This window comes from Aeromonas sp. MR7, from assembly GCF_963899385.1.
Lineage (GTDB): Bacteria > Pseudomonadota > Gammaproteobacteria > Enterobacterales > Aeromonadaceae > Aeromonas > Aeromonas bestiarum.
This window is the reverse complement of the sequence record NZ_CAWQXH010000021.1, coordinates 191,608-207,070: the sequence shown is the minus strand read 5'-3', so window position 1 is coordinate 207,070 and position 15,463 is coordinate 191,608. Positions and strand designations below refer to the sequence as shown.

General features: G+C 62.2%; 12 protein-coding genes and 2 tRNA genes. 7 read left to right on the top strand and 7 right to left on the bottom strand.

What is annotated here, in order from left to right:
- Positions 1-27: 27 nt before the first annotated feature.
- Positions 28-1,713, bottom strand: coding sequence for an ABC transporter substrate-binding protein (locus AACW87_RS12730; RefSeq protein ID WP_043135998.1), 1,686 nt, complete (start codon positions 1,711-1,713; stop codon positions 28-30).
- Positions 1,714-2,115: 402 nt separating this feature from the next.
- Entirely contained in the window at positions 2,116-5,553 is a 3,438-nt protein-coding gene (locus tag AACW87_RS12725) for a response regulator (protein WP_241325128.1), read from the bottom strand.
- A 248-nt stretch (positions 5,554-5,801) separates the two neighbouring features.
- Here AACW87_RS12725 and AACW87_RS12720 point away from each other — a divergent pair.
- Positions 5,802-5,877 (top strand) — tRNA-Gly (locus AACW87_RS12720).
- Between the two features lie 57 nt (positions 5,878-5,934).
- Positions 5,935-6,008: transfer RNA gene (locus tag AACW87_RS12715), tRNA-Cys, on the top strand.
- Positions 6,009-6,091: 83 nt separating this feature from the next.
- Here the strand turns inward: AACW87_RS12715 and AACW87_RS12710 are convergent.
- Positions 6,092-6,385: a hypothetical protein gene (locus tag AACW87_RS12710; protein WP_043136003.1), complete on the bottom strand. Its 294-nt coding sequence runs from the start codon at positions 6,383-6,385 to the stop codon at positions 6,092-6,094.
- A gap of 214 nt (positions 6,386-6,599) precedes the next feature.
- On the opposite strand from AACW87_RS12710, the gene AACW87_RS12705 reads away from it, so the two are divergent.
- The 5 genes from AACW87_RS12705 to AACW87_RS12685 all read left to right on the top strand — a co-directional run bounded on the left by AACW87_RS12705 (position 6,600) and on the right by AACW87_RS12685 (position 11,168).
- Positions 6,600-6,800: a YbfA family protein gene (locus AACW87_RS12705; RefSeq protein ID WP_043136007.1), complete on the top strand. Its 201-nt coding sequence runs from the start codon at positions 6,600-6,602 to the stop codon at positions 6,798-6,800.
- A gap of 326 nt (positions 6,801-7,126) precedes the next feature.
- Entirely contained in the window at positions 7,127-7,633 is a 507-nt protein-coding gene (locus tag AACW87_RS12700; protein ID WP_098983121.1) for a GNAT family N-acetyltransferase, read from the top strand.
- A gap of 48 nt (positions 7,634-7,681) precedes the next feature.
- Positions 7,682-8,983 carry a methyl-accepting chemotaxis protein gene (locus tag AACW87_RS12695; protein ID WP_277606775.1) on the top strand — a complete coding sequence of 434 codons (1,302 nt, stop codon included), beginning with the start codon at positions 7,682-7,684 and terminating at the stop codon, positions 8,981-8,983.
- 167 nt (positions 8,984-9,150) lie between these two features.
- Positions 9,151-9,708 carry a DUF3332 domain-containing protein gene (locus tag AACW87_RS12690; RefSeq protein WP_241325127.1) on the top strand — a complete coding sequence of 186 codons (558 nt, stop codon included), beginning with the start codon at positions 9,151-9,153 and terminating at the stop codon, positions 9,706-9,708.
- Between the two features lie 86 nt (positions 9,709-9,794).
- A complete protein-coding gene (locus AACW87_RS12685) occupies positions 9,795-11,168 on the top strand; it encodes an HD-GYP domain-containing protein (protein WP_241325126.1) in 1,374 nt (457 codons plus the stop codon).
- A 46-nt stretch (positions 11,169-11,214) separates the two neighbouring features.
- Here AACW87_RS12685 and AACW87_RS12680 read toward each other — a convergent pair whose 3' ends face one another.
- From AACW87_RS12680 to AACW87_RS12665, 4 genes are all read right to left on the bottom strand, one after another.
- Positions 11,215-12,273: an FUSC family protein gene (locus AACW87_RS12680; RefSeq protein ID WP_043556363.1), complete on the bottom strand. Its 1,059-nt coding sequence runs from the start codon at positions 12,271-12,273 to the stop codon at positions 11,215-11,217.
- Between the two features lie 63 nt (positions 12,274-12,336).
- Positions 12,337-14,082, bottom strand: coding sequence for a bifunctional molybdopterin-guanine dinucleotide biosynthesis adaptor protein MobB/molybdopterin molybdotransferase MoeA (locus AACW87_RS12675; protein ID WP_241325125.1), 1,746 nt, complete (start codon positions 14,080-14,082; stop codon positions 12,337-12,339).
- On the bottom strand, positions 14,079-14,723 hold the full coding sequence (gene mobA / locus AACW87_RS12670; protein WP_241325124.1) for a molybdenum cofactor guanylyltransferase MobA: 645 nt from the start codon (positions 14,721-14,723) through the stop codon (positions 14,079-14,081). Before mobA ends, AACW87_RS12675 begins: the two co-directional genes overlap by 4 nt.
- Entirely contained in the window at positions 14,695-15,390 is a 696-nt protein-coding gene (locus tag AACW87_RS12665) for an energy-coupling factor ABC transporter ATP-binding protein (RefSeq protein ID WP_098983132.1), read from the bottom strand. Before AACW87_RS12665 ends, mobA begins: the two co-directional genes overlap by 29 nt.
- Positions 15,391-15,463: the final 73 nt, after the last annotated feature.

Sequence of the window (15,463 nt, the reverse complement as noted above, 5' to 3'; positions counted from 1 at the left end):
ATGGCCCCCCGCAGGGGGCCGGAGTGGTTAGCTGTTTGGCTTGAGTGACAACACGTGCAGCAGACGCTCCGGGGTATCCGGGTGAACCTGCGGCTTGGCGACCGGGTTGTCGGCACTGAACCAGCCGTGGAAACGCTTGGTGCTGTATTCGTACCAGGTCGGGTTGTTGAACACAGGGATTATGGTCTGGTTGGCACCGACCCTGTCCTGGATCTCGAACATGATGGCCTTCTGCTTGGCGGCATCGGCGGTCTGGGTGAAGTCATCGATCAGCTTGTCCAGTGCCGGATCCTTGTAGCGGGGAGCCGCAAAGCGGTTGCCACGCTCACCCATGTTGCGGGAGTGGAAGGCGGTTTCGAAGTACTTGTGCGGGTTGGCACCGGCGAAGTACCCCTGCAGGGCGACGTCGAAGTCACCTGTGATCAGGTTTTCGGTCCAGACGGTGGCTTCCGGGGTGGCGGTCTTGGCGTTCAGACCCAGGGCCTGCAAGCCTTCGACCCCGATCTGGGCGGTATTGACCCAGTCGGTCCAGCCGTTCGGCACCAGCACCTTGAAGGTGATCTTCTGGCAGGTCGGGGTGTCGAGGAACTTGTCGCCGTCACAGTCCTTGTAGCCGGCCTGTTTCAGCAGGGCCTTGGCCCCTTCCAGGTCGAACTTGTTGAACTTGCCATATTTCTTCTCGACTTCCGGGTTGTCCCAGGAGGCGAACGCCTTGCCCAGACCTGACGGGTATTCGTTGACGGTCGGGTAGCCGTAGCCGGCGATGTCCACCATGGACTGACGGTCCATCGCCATGGAGAAGGCGCGGCGGAAGTTGATGTCGTTGAAGGCTTCGTGGTTGCCGGGATTCTTGGTCTGGAAGTTGACGTTGAATGCCACTGTACCTGAGGCCGGGAACCAGTACTTGTTGTTCTTCGGATCGTTGCCGACGTAGAGGCGCTCTATGTCCGGCACGAAGGAGCCGAACCAGTCCACGTCACCCTTCATCACGGCGGCCAGCACCTGATCGTTGGTGGCCATCTGCGGCATGCGCAGGCAGTCGATGGAGAGGTTGGCGTTGTCCCAGTAGTGCGGGTTGCGGCACTGGGTGTAGAGCTGGGCGGAGAAGTTGTCCACCTCGGTGAAGGGACCGGTACCGACCGGCTTGTCGTTGGTGAAGGCAACCGGATCCTTCACGGATTTCCACTGGTGCTCGGGGACTATGGGCACCAGTACCAGGTCATTCACCACGTTGGTGTTGACGTCGGTCAGCTCGAACTTGACCTTGTTGGGGGCCAGCTTCTCGACGCTCTTGATCTGGGTCCAGATAGAGCGCTCGTCCAGCGCCTTGTTGGCCTTGACCAGATTGAAGGAGAAGAGGATATCGTCGGCGGTGAAGGGCTGACCGTCAGACCACTTGACCCCGTCACGCAGATCGAAGGTGACGGATTTCAGGTCATCGCTGAAGGCGTAGTTGGTGGCCAGACGATAGACGGGTTTGCCCCCTTGCATATCGTTGAAGATCACCAGAGGTTCATAGATGAAGTGACGTGTGGTGTGCAGCAGGCCCGCTTGCAGGAAGGGGTTGAAGTTCTTGACCCAGGCGGTCTCCTGTTGGGCGACCAGAGTCAGCACCGTCTTGTTGTCGGCAGCCATGGCAGTGCCGGCAGCTCCGGCCAGCATCATGGTTCCCAGCAGTACAGCAGTAGAGATTTTGGATACTTTGGCAAGCATATTATGTCCTTTCTTATTTATATTCCTTGTTCGGATTTGAGCACCGACATCGCATGCTGTGGAGGTCGGCCCTCAATGTTGGTCAGGTTTTTCACCCTTGTAGTTGTGTCATCCAACGTCCCTAGCAAAGCAGAGTTAACAGGAAAACAACAACTGTTCCGTTCGTCGATATCGTAAAAATCACGGCCCCTACGTCAATTCCGTCAAAATGACTTTTAACTCATTTTAAATCATTAAGTTATGTTATTTGCTTTGGCGTAATAAGTCCCCATACATACGCTCGTCATGACAATTGTGTGAATTGGATCGGCTCTCGTTTTGACACCTTTTGCCTGCTTAATTCTGCACAAAAAAAAACCGCCCCGGCAAGTGTGAGCCAGGGCGCAGATCGGGGCGGGTATGTCAGGGTTTGCGGTTGGCGAGTTGACGCAGGGTCTGGGCGCTGTGGTGCAACTGCTGGCGCTGGGGATCGCTCAGCGGGCCGTGGGTGAGCACGTACTCGGCGGTGGCCACCACAGTCTTCCAGCGCGGCGCCTTGGGCAGGGTGTCCAGGCTCAGGTACTTGTCGAGGGTGCGGGTCTGGGGGCTGGATCTGTCCATGTAGACCCGCCACAGCTTGCTCTTCTCCGCCAGCACTATCTTGCCCTTGCCCGTGCTCTGCTGCCAGGCATCCAGGGTGAGGCGCATGGTATCCACCAGGGCCCGGCGCAGCGGCTCGTCATCCTGCTGGCGGATGAGATCGTCGGCGAGCGATCGGAACTCTCCCCCCAACCGGCTCAGCTCACCCAGCAGCTGACCGTCCTCTATGATGGCCTGGCGCGACAGGCTCTTGAGGGCGTTCTCCAGCGCCATCACCCGGTTCTCGTCCTGGCGCGGTTCTGTGCTGAGGGTGAGGGCGAAGGCGGCCTGTCCCCCCAGACTGATGGGCAGGGCACGGGCATTGAGCTCGTCCTTCAGCCCGGCCACCAGGAATTCCAGACGCTGCTCCTGGCGGGCCTTCAGATCGGGCCATTGGGAGGTCAACGGGCTGGCCAGCCAGTCGTCCAGTGGCTGACCCTCCATGGCTTCCGGCTCCTGGCCCAGCAAGCGGGCCAGCACCCGCGAGGCAAACAGCACTGTGCCCTGCTCGTCGATGAAGACCATGGGATCGGCCCCTTCGCCGAGCAGGGCCAGCAGCCGCTCCTGATCCTGATGCAGCCGCTCCTGCAGGGTGAGGCGGTGCTCTATCTCCTGTTTCAGCAACCGGTTCTCCACCAGGGAGGCGCGGCCGGCCCGGGCTTCCAGCAGTGCCCTGACCCGGGCAAACAGCTCCTCCTTGCAGAAGGGTTTCACCAGATAGTCGTTGGCGCCGGCGTTGAAACCCTCTTCTATATCCTTGGGCTGGTTGAGGGCGGTGAGCAGCAGCACCGGCAGCTGATCCTTGGGATGCTGCTGGCGCAGACGGCGGCAGACGTCAAATCCCGACAGGGTCGGCATCATCACATCCAGTAGTATGAGGTCCACCGGCTCCTGAGCCAGCTTGGCCAGGGCATCGTGGCCATCGCTGCTGGGCAGTATGCGGTAGCCGCAGGGCTGCAACAGGTGGCGCAGTATGTGCAGGTTGATGGGCTCGTCATCCACCACCAGTATGAGGGGCGCATCCTCGGGGGGAGGGGGGAGGTCATCGCTCTCCCAGTCCGGCAGGATGAGCGGCTGCTGGCGCACCAGCTGGTGCTCGATCTGGCGGCTGTCCAGAGTCAGGCTGCCCGCCTTGCCGCTGGCGAGCGGCAGGGTGAAGGCGAAGGTGGATCCGACGCTCGGCTCGCTCTCCACGAACAGCTCACCCCCCATCAGGTGCACCAGCTGGCGGGTGATGGAGAGGCCGAGGCCAGCCCCCTGCTTGCTCACTTCCGGGCTCATCTGCACCAGCGGCTCGAAAATGTGCTCCAGATGATCTCTGGCGATGCCGATGCCGGTGTCGGTCACCCGGATGCGCAGGAAGTTGCCCTCCACTAGGGCGCTCAGCACGACCTTGCCCTGCGGCGTGTACTTGATGGCGTTGCCCACCAGGTTGTAGAGCACCTGTTCGAGCCGCTGTTCGTCGGCCAGCACCGGCGGCAGCTCCGCCGGGCTTATGTCCACCAGGGTGAGGGGCTTGGCCTGCACCAGGTGCTGGCAGAGATCCAGCACCAGCCGTATGACTCCCTTGGAGGCGACGGGCTGGGGATGTATCTCCAGCTGGCCGTAGCGCATCTGGTGGTAGTCGAGCAGATCGTCCACCAGCCGGGCCAGGCCGTCGGCACTCTTGATGATGAGGCCTAGCTGTTTTTGCTGCCCTTCGGTCAAGTCCTGCTGGCTGGCGAGCATGGATTCGGCCATCCCCTTGATGCCGTGGATGGGGGTGCGCAGCTCGTGGGAGGTGTTGGCCAACAGCTCATCCTTGAGCTTGTCCGCCTGCTGCAGGCTGAGGTTCTGCTTGTGGGTCAGCTTGACCTGCTGCTGCAGCTCCTGGGTCTGGCGTTCGATGAGCTCTATCTTGTCCTTCACCGAGCGCTGCATGTGGCGAAACGCCTGGGCCAGCCTGTCTATGTCATCGTCGGTGCGGGGGATTGTGATGGGGTGATCCAGGGCGCCGTCCGCCACCTGCTCGGCGGCGGCGGTGAGGGAGCGCAGCGGGGCCGTGATGGAGTGGGAGAGCCAGCGCGAGAACAGGATCAGCAGCAGCAGGGTGCCGGCCCCCAGAAGGATCACCAGCGTCTCCAGCTGACGGATGGGGCGGTAGGCCTCGCTGGTGGAGATCTCGGCGATGAAGGCCCACTCGGTGTCGAAGACCTTCACCTGGGTGTAGGCGGCCAGCACCTCGTCATCGTGATAGGAGCGAAACAGCCCGACCCCCTGCTCACCTGAGAGGGTCTTGACCACCAGCGGTGTCTGCAGGGGCCTGAAATTGGGGCTGAAACTGTTCTCCACGCTGAATTCCGGCGCCAGCCAGGCGTTGGCGCGCATCCGCTTGTCCGGGCCTATGAGGATGGTCTCGCCGGTCTCGCCGAGGCCTTCCCGTTCCGCCATGATCTGGTTGAGCTTGTCCGGCAGCAGCTCGAAGATCACCACGCCGCGCACATAGTCGTACTGCATCACGGGGGCGGCCATGTAGGCGACCACCTGGCCGGTCAGCTCGTTGCGGCCAAAGTCGGTGAATTCGAAGATCTGCTGCGGCTTCTGGCCGCCGTCGAGGCGGCGCTTGATCTTGGCGAAGGTGCTGCCAAGGCCGCTCGCCTGATAGGGGCCCGAGAGCAGGTTGGTGGCGAAGTTGGGACGCTTGGTGACCGAGTAGACAACGTCGCCGTTGAGATCGATGAGGAAGATGTCGCTGTAGTTGGATTTGCGCACCATGTCGGCATAGCCGCGATGAAAACGCTGGTGCACCCGGCCATACATCTCGTCCGCCAGGATCAGCGCGCTGATGGAGGGCTCTATGTCGGCCTTGTCGTCGGGTTTTTGCAACTGATCCCAGGAGCCGGGCACATAGCGGGCCTGGGCGCGAGCGCGGGCCTCCTGTGGCGTGACGCCGAGTTTTTCGAAGGCACCGGTGAAGCCATAGAAGCGGCCGATACTGTTACCGGCAAAATCCTGCTGGGAGAAGTTGATGATCTGTTCTTTGAGGTTGCCGAAGTAATCCTCCAGCTGGCTCTTCTTGATGTTGCGCACCGACACCAGATGATTGGAGGTCTGGGTGGTAAGATCTTTGCCGTGGCTGTAGAGGAAGAACAGGGTGACGACCAGGAAGGGCACCATGGCCAGCATGAAAAAAGCCAGCATTAGCTGCGGCCTGAGCCCACGAGGCTTGAAGATCCATTTCATCGTGTGATTTTCAATTGAGAATCCAGTTACTAAGCGCCACAAGTCTCTGACTAAAGACTAATCATTTCAATGACTTTATCTTAAATTCGCCTGTGGGGTCACAGCCTGATGTGGTTTTTTTGGCCAAGCCGTCTAAACCCTGAGCAAACAGCACGGGCAAGGGCTAAAAGTGCGAAAAAAGGGTTGTGCCCGCGCTTGGGGTACGTATAATGCGCCTCGTTGTCAGGTAACTGGCACACGGCAGTCAGGCGGGAATAGCTCAGTTGGTAGAGCACGACCTTGCCAAGGTCGGGGTCGCGAGTTCGAGTCTCGTTTCCCGCTCCAATTTCTCATAGCACCAACTATGGGTATCACTTTCAAGGCAATCAGCCTTGTCAGCATGGCGCGTTAGCAAAGCGGTTATGCAGCGGATTGCAAATCCGTTTAGTCCGGTTCGACTCCGGAACGTGCCTCCATCATCTTTCTGTTCAGCTTCATCCCTGCACCAAGATCCCACACATTCATGTGTGTGTTTCTGTTTCCCGCTATTCCGGTTTTCTCAATATCCCTGCTGCGTCAGCAAGGGTTCGCAGCCCTGTTGTTGCCACTCCCGTTCCAGATAGCGATTGACCTCCACCAGATCCTGTCCCCGGAATTGAAACTGCACCTCGGCCGAATGCTCGGTCAGATCCATCATCTTCTGTTTCAACTGGCCGCATTGCCACAGGCTGATGGTCGGAGCCCCCTTGTAGGCCAGCTCTATGCTGTCGTTTTGATTGAGCCGCCAATCCTGCCACTCCGACCAGAGCAACAGACCCAGCACTCCTATGATCGCCACTTCTGCGGGTTTCATCGCACAGACTCCATGTTGACTGCCAACTCATTAAATCTGGTCAAACGGCGCCGCTTTGCCAGATTTTGTTGCTTGTAAGTTAATGGGTGTAACATAATTTCATTTTGTGGCTTTTGACGAACTTTTTTGCGAAAAAATGAGGTTGTTGGTGTAGTAATCCTACAAATTGTGGAGTAATCTTTGCTCAGTGGTCTTACCAGTAAGGAGTGCTATCATGTTTCATCCCTATTCCCTGACTCAGATAATTCTTCGTCGCATCTATGTGCTGCTGGTGGGTATTCTGGCCTTCCCCGTGATGCTGTTTCGCAGTGATCGCGCCCGTTTCTACAGCTATCTGCACCGCATCTGGAGCAAGACCAGCACCAAGCCGGTGTGGCTCAAAATGAGCGAACGTGGCGAGCGGATCTTCTACTAAGCTCGGCTTCAGACAAAAAAGACAGCTTCGGCTGTCTTTTTTATTGTTATCAAGAGATTGCAGCAACCGGCCTGGTGGGTGACCAGGTCATGTCTCGCCCGGTTCACCCTGGCTGTCAGGCTGCTTGGCCCCGTCCTCTGGCGGGGCTTTTTTGATCGCCCGCCGCGGGCTGGATGTGGCTGGCCAGTGGGAGCTGGCATCCGCGGGTACGGGAGTCCGGTTGCCTTGCCAAGGGGGACATATCTGCACACACTGCTCCCTCCACAAGGTGCGTCTTCGGGGGCGCCTTGTCATGTTTGGAGCCGTGATGACACCAGGAGGTGCAGATGATCATTCGTCAGGCAACGCAGGCTGATATTCCCGCATTGGTGAGTCTGCGCATGGGGCTGTTTTGCGAGGTAGGCGAGCTGAGCGATCCGCTGGCCGATCTGGATCTCTGGCAGGCGACCCGCGCCTATTTCAGCACGGCGCAGGCCGATGGCAGCGCGCGTTCCTGGGTGGCCGAGGTCGGGGGTGAGGTGGTGGCGAGCGGCACGCTGGCCCTGTTTGTGCGGCCGCCCTATCCCGGCAACCTGTCGGGACGGGAGGCCTATCTGCTCAACATGTATACGCTGCCGGCCTACCGCAAGCAGGGCATGGCCAGCGCCCTGCTCGACGCCATGGTGGCCCATGCCAGCGCCGAACGACTGGGCAAGGTGTGGCTGCATGCCAGCGATGAGGGGCGCCCTCTGTATGAACGGGTCGGTTTTGTGGCCAATCCGGCCTATTTGGAGTGGTCGGCCACCCCTTCCCCGTTGCTATCTGAGCGCCGAGAAGCTAGAAACCTTGACTAAGATCAATTCAGGCGGGGGAGCTTTCCCTGATGACGAGGTATAGACAAGATGTTCAATCTTAAACTCAAAGCCGAACTGCTGGCTTGTCAGGAGCAATTGACGCAGGCACAGACCTTTATCGAGGCGGTCAAGGGCGGGGTGGCGGTGATCACCTTCAGTCCAGAGGGGCAGATCCTGGATGCCAATCCGCTGTTTCTGGGAGTGGTGGGCTACAGCGAGCAGGAGGTCGTGGGCCAGCCGCACCGGATATTTTGTGACGGCCTGTATGCCCAGTCGAGCGCTTACCAGCAGTTCTGGGAGCAGTTGCGTCAGGGGCGCAGCCACAGTGGCGTGTTCCGGCGGCTGAACAAGCAGGGCCACACCCTGTGGCTGGATGCCACCTACTTCCCGGTCAAGCAGGGGGGGCGTGTGGTGCGGGTGATCAAGATTGCCTCCGACATCACCCACAGCCATGAGCAGTTGCTGAGCCAGGAGGCCACCTCGACCGCCCTCGATCGTTCCCAGGCCATCATAGAGTTCACCCCCAAGGGGGAGATTGTCAGCGCCAACCAGAATTTTCTCTCCTGCATGGGTTACTCCTTGTCGCAGCTCAAGGGCCAGCATCACAGGATCTTCTGCGATGAGAGCTTCTATCGGGAGCAGCCGCACTTCTGGGAGGATCTGGCCAAGGGACAGGTCAAGTCCGGGTTGTTCCTGCGTCGCACCAGCCATGGCAACGAGATCTGGCTGGAGGCGAGCTACAACCCCATCAAGAACGAGGCCGGCAAGGTGATCAAGGTGATCAAGTTTGCCAGCGATGTGACCGAGCGGATCCAGCGCGCACAGGCGGTGAGCGAGGCGGCCCGCATCGCCCACAGCATATCGCAGGAGACGACCAGGGCGGCGGCAACCGGGGCGACCCTGCTCAACTCCTCGGTCAGCATCTCCACGGCCATCTCGGAGCAGGTGGGCAGGATGTCCGATCTGATCGGGCTGCTCAACGAGCAATCCAAGAGTATCGAGGCCATCGTCTCCACCATCAGCAGCATCGCCGAGCAGACCAACCTGCTGGCGCTCAATGCGGCCATAGAGGCGGCGCGGGCCGGGGATCAGGGCCGTGGCTTTGCCGTGGTGGCGGATGAGGTGCGGCAACTGGCCGCCCGAACCTCCCTCTCTACCAGCGAGATTGACAGCGTGGTACAGAAAAACCGTGAACTGACGGCGCAGATCACCAACAACATCAACGAAGTTGCCGTGAGTGCCCTGCGTGGCAAGGAACAGATCGTCGAGGTGAGCAGCGTGATGGTACAGATAGAGCAGGGGGCGACCAACGTGACCCAGACTGTTTCGGGTCTGGCCATCGGCGCCTGAGTCATTTTTCCTCCCCGAGCACGGCTGCCGTCCTGGCGGCTGTGCACAATCCGAGCGGTCAGCTCACCAATCTGAACCCCTGCTGTATCACCCCCTGCTTGTCAATTGCCCGCCGGGGGCGGCCTGTTTAGGCTTGCCGCCTCACGATTCTGGAGCAAGAAAACGTAATGGCAACAAGAGCAAAAAGCAGGGTCTTGGCCCTGTTGGCGGGCATGCTTGCGAGCATGGGGTTGAGCGGTTGCATGGGGCAGATGGGGCTCTCCTCCATGGTGACCAAGGGCAATCTCAGCGTGGTGGACAACCGTTACGGTCGGGCCGGGGTCTTCCTGCTGCTCTCCCCCGTCTATGGTCTGGCGGCGACGGCGGACTTGTTCGTGTTCAATACCATCGAATTCTGGTCGGGCAAGAACCCCATCACCGGCAAGTCACCTGCGCTGGTGGATCAGAAGCTGGATGCCCTGATCAAGGTCAACCAGCATCTGGACCCGGCTCTCAACAAGGTGCCCTTGGCCATGTTGCCGCAAGGGGTGCGCGAGGTCGAGATGAGCTATCCGGACGAGCGTACCGCCCAGATGGAGGTGCACTACCTGGATGGTCGCAGCAGCCTGATGCGCGGTGAAAAGCGCGGCGAGCTGCTGGATATCTACTTCGATGGCCGGCTGGTCTCGACCCTGACTCAGGCCCAGCTGGACGATGCTGCGGTCGCTGGCCGTGTGCAGGCCTGATCCCGCAGGTCCGAGATCCGTTCTGGCCTGAATTGGGTATAGTATTCCCTGCATGCAACATTGCCATTGTGGCCAGGGAGTAGCTTATGACCTTCAGCGGTCTGCGATTATCGGAACTGATCGGTTCCCTCAGTCATGCCCTCGACATGACTGAGGGGCAACCCAGAGGGCACTGCATCCGTTGTTGCTGGATTGGTTCCCGGCTGGGGGAGCGGCTTGGCCTGGATGCCGGGCAGCGCCACGACCTCTATTACACCCTGCTGCTCAAGGATCTCGGTTGCAGCAGCAATGCTGCCCGCATCTGCGAGCTCTATCTCACCGACGATCTGCACTTCAAACGCGATTTCAAGCTGGTGGATGGCTCCCTCTCCGAGGTGGTCAATTTCGTGCTGGGCCACACCGGCCTGCAGGCCGATCTGCTGGGGCGCTTTCGCAGCCTGTTTCACATCTTTCGCAACGGCGATCAGATTGCCAACGAGCTGATCCAGACCCGCTGCCATCGCGGCGCCGATATCGCTCGCCAGCTGCGCTTCAGCGATGAGGTCGCCGGCGGCATCCTCTCTCTCGACGAGCACTGGAATGGCAAGGGGCGGCCGTTGCAGCTGGCTGGCGAGGCGATCCCGCTCTTCTCCCGCATTGCCCTGCTCTGTCAGGTGGTGGATGTGTTTCATGCCGCCGTAGGCCCGCAGGCCGTGCTCAAGGAGCTGCGCGGGCGCAGTGGCAGCTGGTTCGACCCCGAGCTGGTCAGGCAGTTCGAAGCCATGGCCGATGAGCATTTCTGGCAAGGGCTGGCGGATCCCCAGCTGGCTGAGTGGGTATTTATCCATCCGGCCGGGCAGGGGGAAGTGGCGCTCGACGAGGACTATCTGGACGAGATTGCCGCCGCCTTCGGTCAGGTGGTGGACTCCAAGAGTCCCTACACAGCCGGTCACAGCGGCCGGGTGGCACTCTATACCGATATCCTTGCCACCCAGATGGGGATCCCGGAGCCGCGGCGGCGCTGGCTCAAGCGGGGTGCTCTGCTGCACGACGTGGGCAAGCTTGGGGTGAGCAACGCAATCCTCGACAAACCGGACAAGCTGAATGCCGATGAGTGGGCGGCGGTGCAGATGCATGCCGCCTTTACCGAGGAGATCCTGAGCCGGATCGGCGCCTTCAAGGAGCTGGCCCAGGTGGCGGGGGCCCATCATGAGCGGCTCGACGGCAAAGGCTATCCCAAGGGACTCAAGGCAGAGGAGATTGCCCTTGAGACCCGCATCATCACCACGGCCGACATCTTCGATGCCATCACCGCCAAGCGTCCCTATCGTGGTGCCATTCCCGTGCCCCAGGCGCTGGAGATGATGGCCGAGCAGCTGGGATCCGCCATAGACCCCGACTGTTTTGCTGCGCTGGAGGCGGGGATTAAGGATTTTTCCATTTACCTCACGGCCGAGCAGCCGCTGGCGGATGCCAGCTGACGCGGTCGGCTCGCTATGACAACGCCCCGCATTGCGGGGCGTTTTGCTATGGGTGGCTCTGGCTGCGGGGCGGGTACATCACCAGCCCCAGCAGGCGGCGCAGGTGGGTTAGCTGCTCGGTGAGCTGCAGGCTCAGCCAGAGATAGCCGCTGATGGCGGCCTCGCCCCCGGCATCGAGCCGCACCCGGGTCGCGGCCTCCTGCAACTCGCTGATGGCCTGTTCAGCCCCTTTCAACTCGCCGCTCTTGAGCATGAGCGCCAGCTGGATCATCACGGCTTCGGTCGCCTGCTGGCAGGCGCGCAGCTCCGGGGTGCTCTGCATCAGAAAGTGGCTCTGGCGATCGCTCCAGTAGGTGTTGGCCAGCATCTCCAGGGTGCAGAGGGTGTTGCGCATCGTGGTCTGGATGGCCTCGAACAGGGCGCTGCCAAGGCGGGTCTCCTTGACCGCCGGGGCCAGCAGGGGACGCAGGCTCACCATCTTGGAGAGCAGACGAGAGTGGCTCTGGGCCAGCCTGGGTCGCTCCAGAATGTTGGGGGAGAGGTGGGTATGGTAGAGCCGGTGCGCCTGCAGCAGGGTGTCGTGCATCTGCAGCCGCCAGTGGCTGTAGGCGCGCTGGGGGTAGATGCTGCAAAACAGCAGCGCCAGCAGGGAGCCCAGGATCACGTCGGCGCTGCGCCACAGCGCCGTCTCTATGTCCCCCGGCATGGCCCCCATGGTCACGCCCAGGGTGATGCCGATGAGCAACCCCACGTAGGGGCGCTTGCCGAGCGCCAGATAGCCGCACAGGAACATGATGCAGCCGCACCACACTAGGGTCAGCGGCAGGGAGTAGAGCTCCAGATAGAGGGCCACCACACCGCAACCGGCGCCGAAGATGGTGCCGACCACCCGTTGCAGGGCCCGTGACAGCACATTGCCCCAGAACGAGATGGGCCCCATTACCACCACCAGCGTGATCAGCGGCCAGGTGCTTTCCGGCAGCTTGAGTTCACGGGTCAGCAGAAAGGTGAGCATGAAGGCGAGCGCGATACGCAGGCCGTGGACGATGCGATAGCGGCCATAGATCAGCAGATCGAGCCGGGAGAGCGGGGTATTCAGGCGCAAGGGACAAGCCTCGGGTCATGGGCACAAACACCCCGCCACGCCCGGCGGGGTGATCGCTATGTATCAGGCCACTCGTCCCTGGAGTGGGTGGATCCAGACCCGCTCGCCGACCGCGATGGCCGGCTGGGCGGGGACAATTTCAATCAGGCAGTTGGCATCGGCCATGGAGCTGAGAATGCCGGAGCCCTGCGGCCCTGTGGTGCGCACCCGCAGCACGCCGCTGGCATCCTGATGGAAGACGCCGCGCAGGAACTCGGTGCGGCCAGGGCGGCTCTGCATCTTCTGCTCGGCCTGTGCCGACAGGCGCAGCGGCTGCCAGAGCCGGCCCTGCAGGCGGGCGATGGCGGGCTCGATAAATTGCAGGAAGCAGACCATGGCCGCCACCGGATTGCCCGGCAGGCCGAAGAAGGGGGTCGTCCCCAGCTTGCCAAACGCCAGCGGGCGGCCCGGCCGCATCTGGATGCGCCAGAAGGCTATCTGGCCAAGCTCCGCCAGCACCTGCTTGATGAAGTCGGCATTGCCTACCGAGACGCCGCCCGAGCTCAGCACCAGATCGGCGTCGGCCGATGCCTGTGCCAGCTGCCGGCTCAGTATGGCGGGATCATCCGGGATGATGCCCAAGTCCATCACCTCGCAGCCGGCGGCGGCGATGAGCGCCATCAGGGTGAAGCGGTTGCTGTCGAATATGTGGCCCGGGGCCAGCGTCTCGCCCGGCGCCTGCACCTCGTCACCCGTGCTGAACAGCGCCACCTTGAGCGGGGTACGCACGCTGAGAGTGGCCTGACCGAGCGATGCCGCCAGTCCCAGCTGGGGGGCGCCGAGACGAGTCCCGGCTGGGATGGCGACCGCGCCCAGCGCCAGATCTTCACCGGCCAGCCGCACGTTCTGCCCCGCCTTGATGGGGGCGCTGAGGGTGACCCAGTCGCCGTCAACTTGAGTCTCTTCGCGCATCACCACGGTATCGACGCCGGGGGGCAGCGGCGCCCCCGTCATGATCTGTACCGCCTGACCCGCCAGTACCGGCTCGTGGCGCTGCTGGCCCGCCAATACCTGACCCACCAGTTGCCAGCGACCGGCGGCGAGGTCGTCGCCGCGCAGGCCAATTCCGTCCATCGCCGAGTTGGCGTGGGGGGGCACATTGATGGGGCTGACGAGATCCCTCGCCAGCACGGCGCCGTGGCAGCGGGTCAGCGGCGTGTCCGTGCTGCGGGTGGCGGGCTCGAGGGCGTCCAGAATGGCGCTGCGGGCCCCTTCCACCGACAGAAAACCGGCCCCCGGCGCCTGCTCCTGCTGCCGGCTCTGCGTCAGGTAGGCGCAGACGAAGTCGGCGATGGCGTCCAGATCATTGATATCGAGCCGGGGCAGGGCTGTCTCCTGCGGCTGATCGCTTGCCAGGGCTATGATGTCGCCATCGTCCGGGAACAGCAGCGGCTTGCCAATGGCGGCGCGGTGCAGCTCGATTTTCGGGAAGTGTTCGTGCTTGAACCCCTCCACCAGCAGCAGGTCGAGGCTGGTTTGATCGAAGCTGGCCAGCAGCTCGCGAAAATCGGCCTCGGCCAGCTCGGTTTCAACCATTCGTGCATGGCGGCGGCGCGAGGCGACCATCATCTGGCTGGCGCCGGCCTTGCGCAGGCGATGGCTGTCCTTGCCCGGCTGGTCGATGTCGAAGTCGTGGTGGGCGTGCTTGAGCACCCCGAGGCGCAGGCCACGACTCACCAGCAGGGGGATGAGCTGCTCCAGCAGCGTGGTCTTGCCGGTACCGCTCCAGGCGGCAAAGCCGAGCAGGGGAAGGGTGGGGGCCGGGGTCATGGGGTGGCTCCTTGTTGGGGGTCGGTAGACGAGTTCAGCAGGCGCGCCTCGTAGGCGGCCAGCTCGGCCGGACTGTTGAGATTGATGAAGGCATCCGGCTGGTCGGCAAAGCTCACCACCGCCATCCGGTGGCGGGCAAACCAGATATCTATCTTGCGCTCCCCCTCGGCCAGGGCTTGGGTGAGCGACGGCAGCAGGGACTTGTGCAGCAGGGCGACCACGGGTTGCAGCCAGTCGCCGTCGTGGGCCACCACCAGCTCGGTATCCGGGGTGAGGGCGGCGCGAAAGCGGCTCATCAGATCGCGGGGCAGGGCGGGGCCGTCGCAGGGGACGAACAGCACCCAGTCGTGGCGCGCGGCGGCAAGACCGGCCTGCATGCCCGCCAGCGGACCCAGATAGTCCGGGTTGTCGTCGCTGATGACAGGAGCCAGCGCCTGATAGCGGGCCTGACTGCGGTTGGCGTTGATCAGTATCTCGTCGACCTGGGGCCTTAGCCGGTCAAGCACGTGGTCGATGAGCGGATGGCCCGCAAGCTGGACCCAGCCCTTGTCTTCGCCCCCCATGCGGGTGGCGCGGCCACCGGCCAGGATCACGGCAGAGACGGGGAAGGCATCAGTTCTGGGTTCGCTGTTTGAGGTCATGTCGCTCGATGATTTTCAAAGGGGTGGGTTCGTGCAGCCGGCCCCGGGCTAGGGTCCATTGGCGCTCGCACAGGTCGGTCAGATCGTTGCTCTGGTGGCTGATGATGACCAGGCCGCTGCCTTGTTCCCGCAGATCTTGCGCCAAGGCGGCCATCAGGGCAACCGAATGTGCATCCAGATTGGCGGTGGGTTCATCCATCAGCAAGAAGGCGGGCTGCAGCGCCCAGGCGCGGGCCATGGCCAGACGCTGGCGCTCGCCGCCGGACAGAATGCTGATGTGCTCCCGCGCCAGCCCCTCCAGCTCGACCCGGCGTAGCGCCTCGAACACCCGTACCTCGTCGGCGGCCTGATGACCGAGGGCCCAGGCCACGTTGTCGTGCACGCTGCGATCGAACAGATAGGGGGTCTGGTGCAGATAGGTGACCCGGCCCGGGCCGGGATCCCGTGTGATCCACTGCTCGAGCCTGGCGCGCCAGCCCCGGGCCAGGTTGGTGTGGCCCAGGGTCGGCGTCAGCAGGCCCGCCAGTATCTTGAGCAGCGTGGTCTTGCCCACCCCGTTCGCCCCGCGCAGCCAGATGGCGTCGCCCGCCGCGATGGAGAGCCGCTCTATCTGGAACAGGTTGCGCTCGCCAAAGCGCATCATCAGCTGGTGGGCGGTCAGGGCCATGGGGTACTCCAGTTGATAAGCAGTGGGGGCATGGTCGGTTCTTCAACTCGCTGTGACCACGACAGAGATGGGG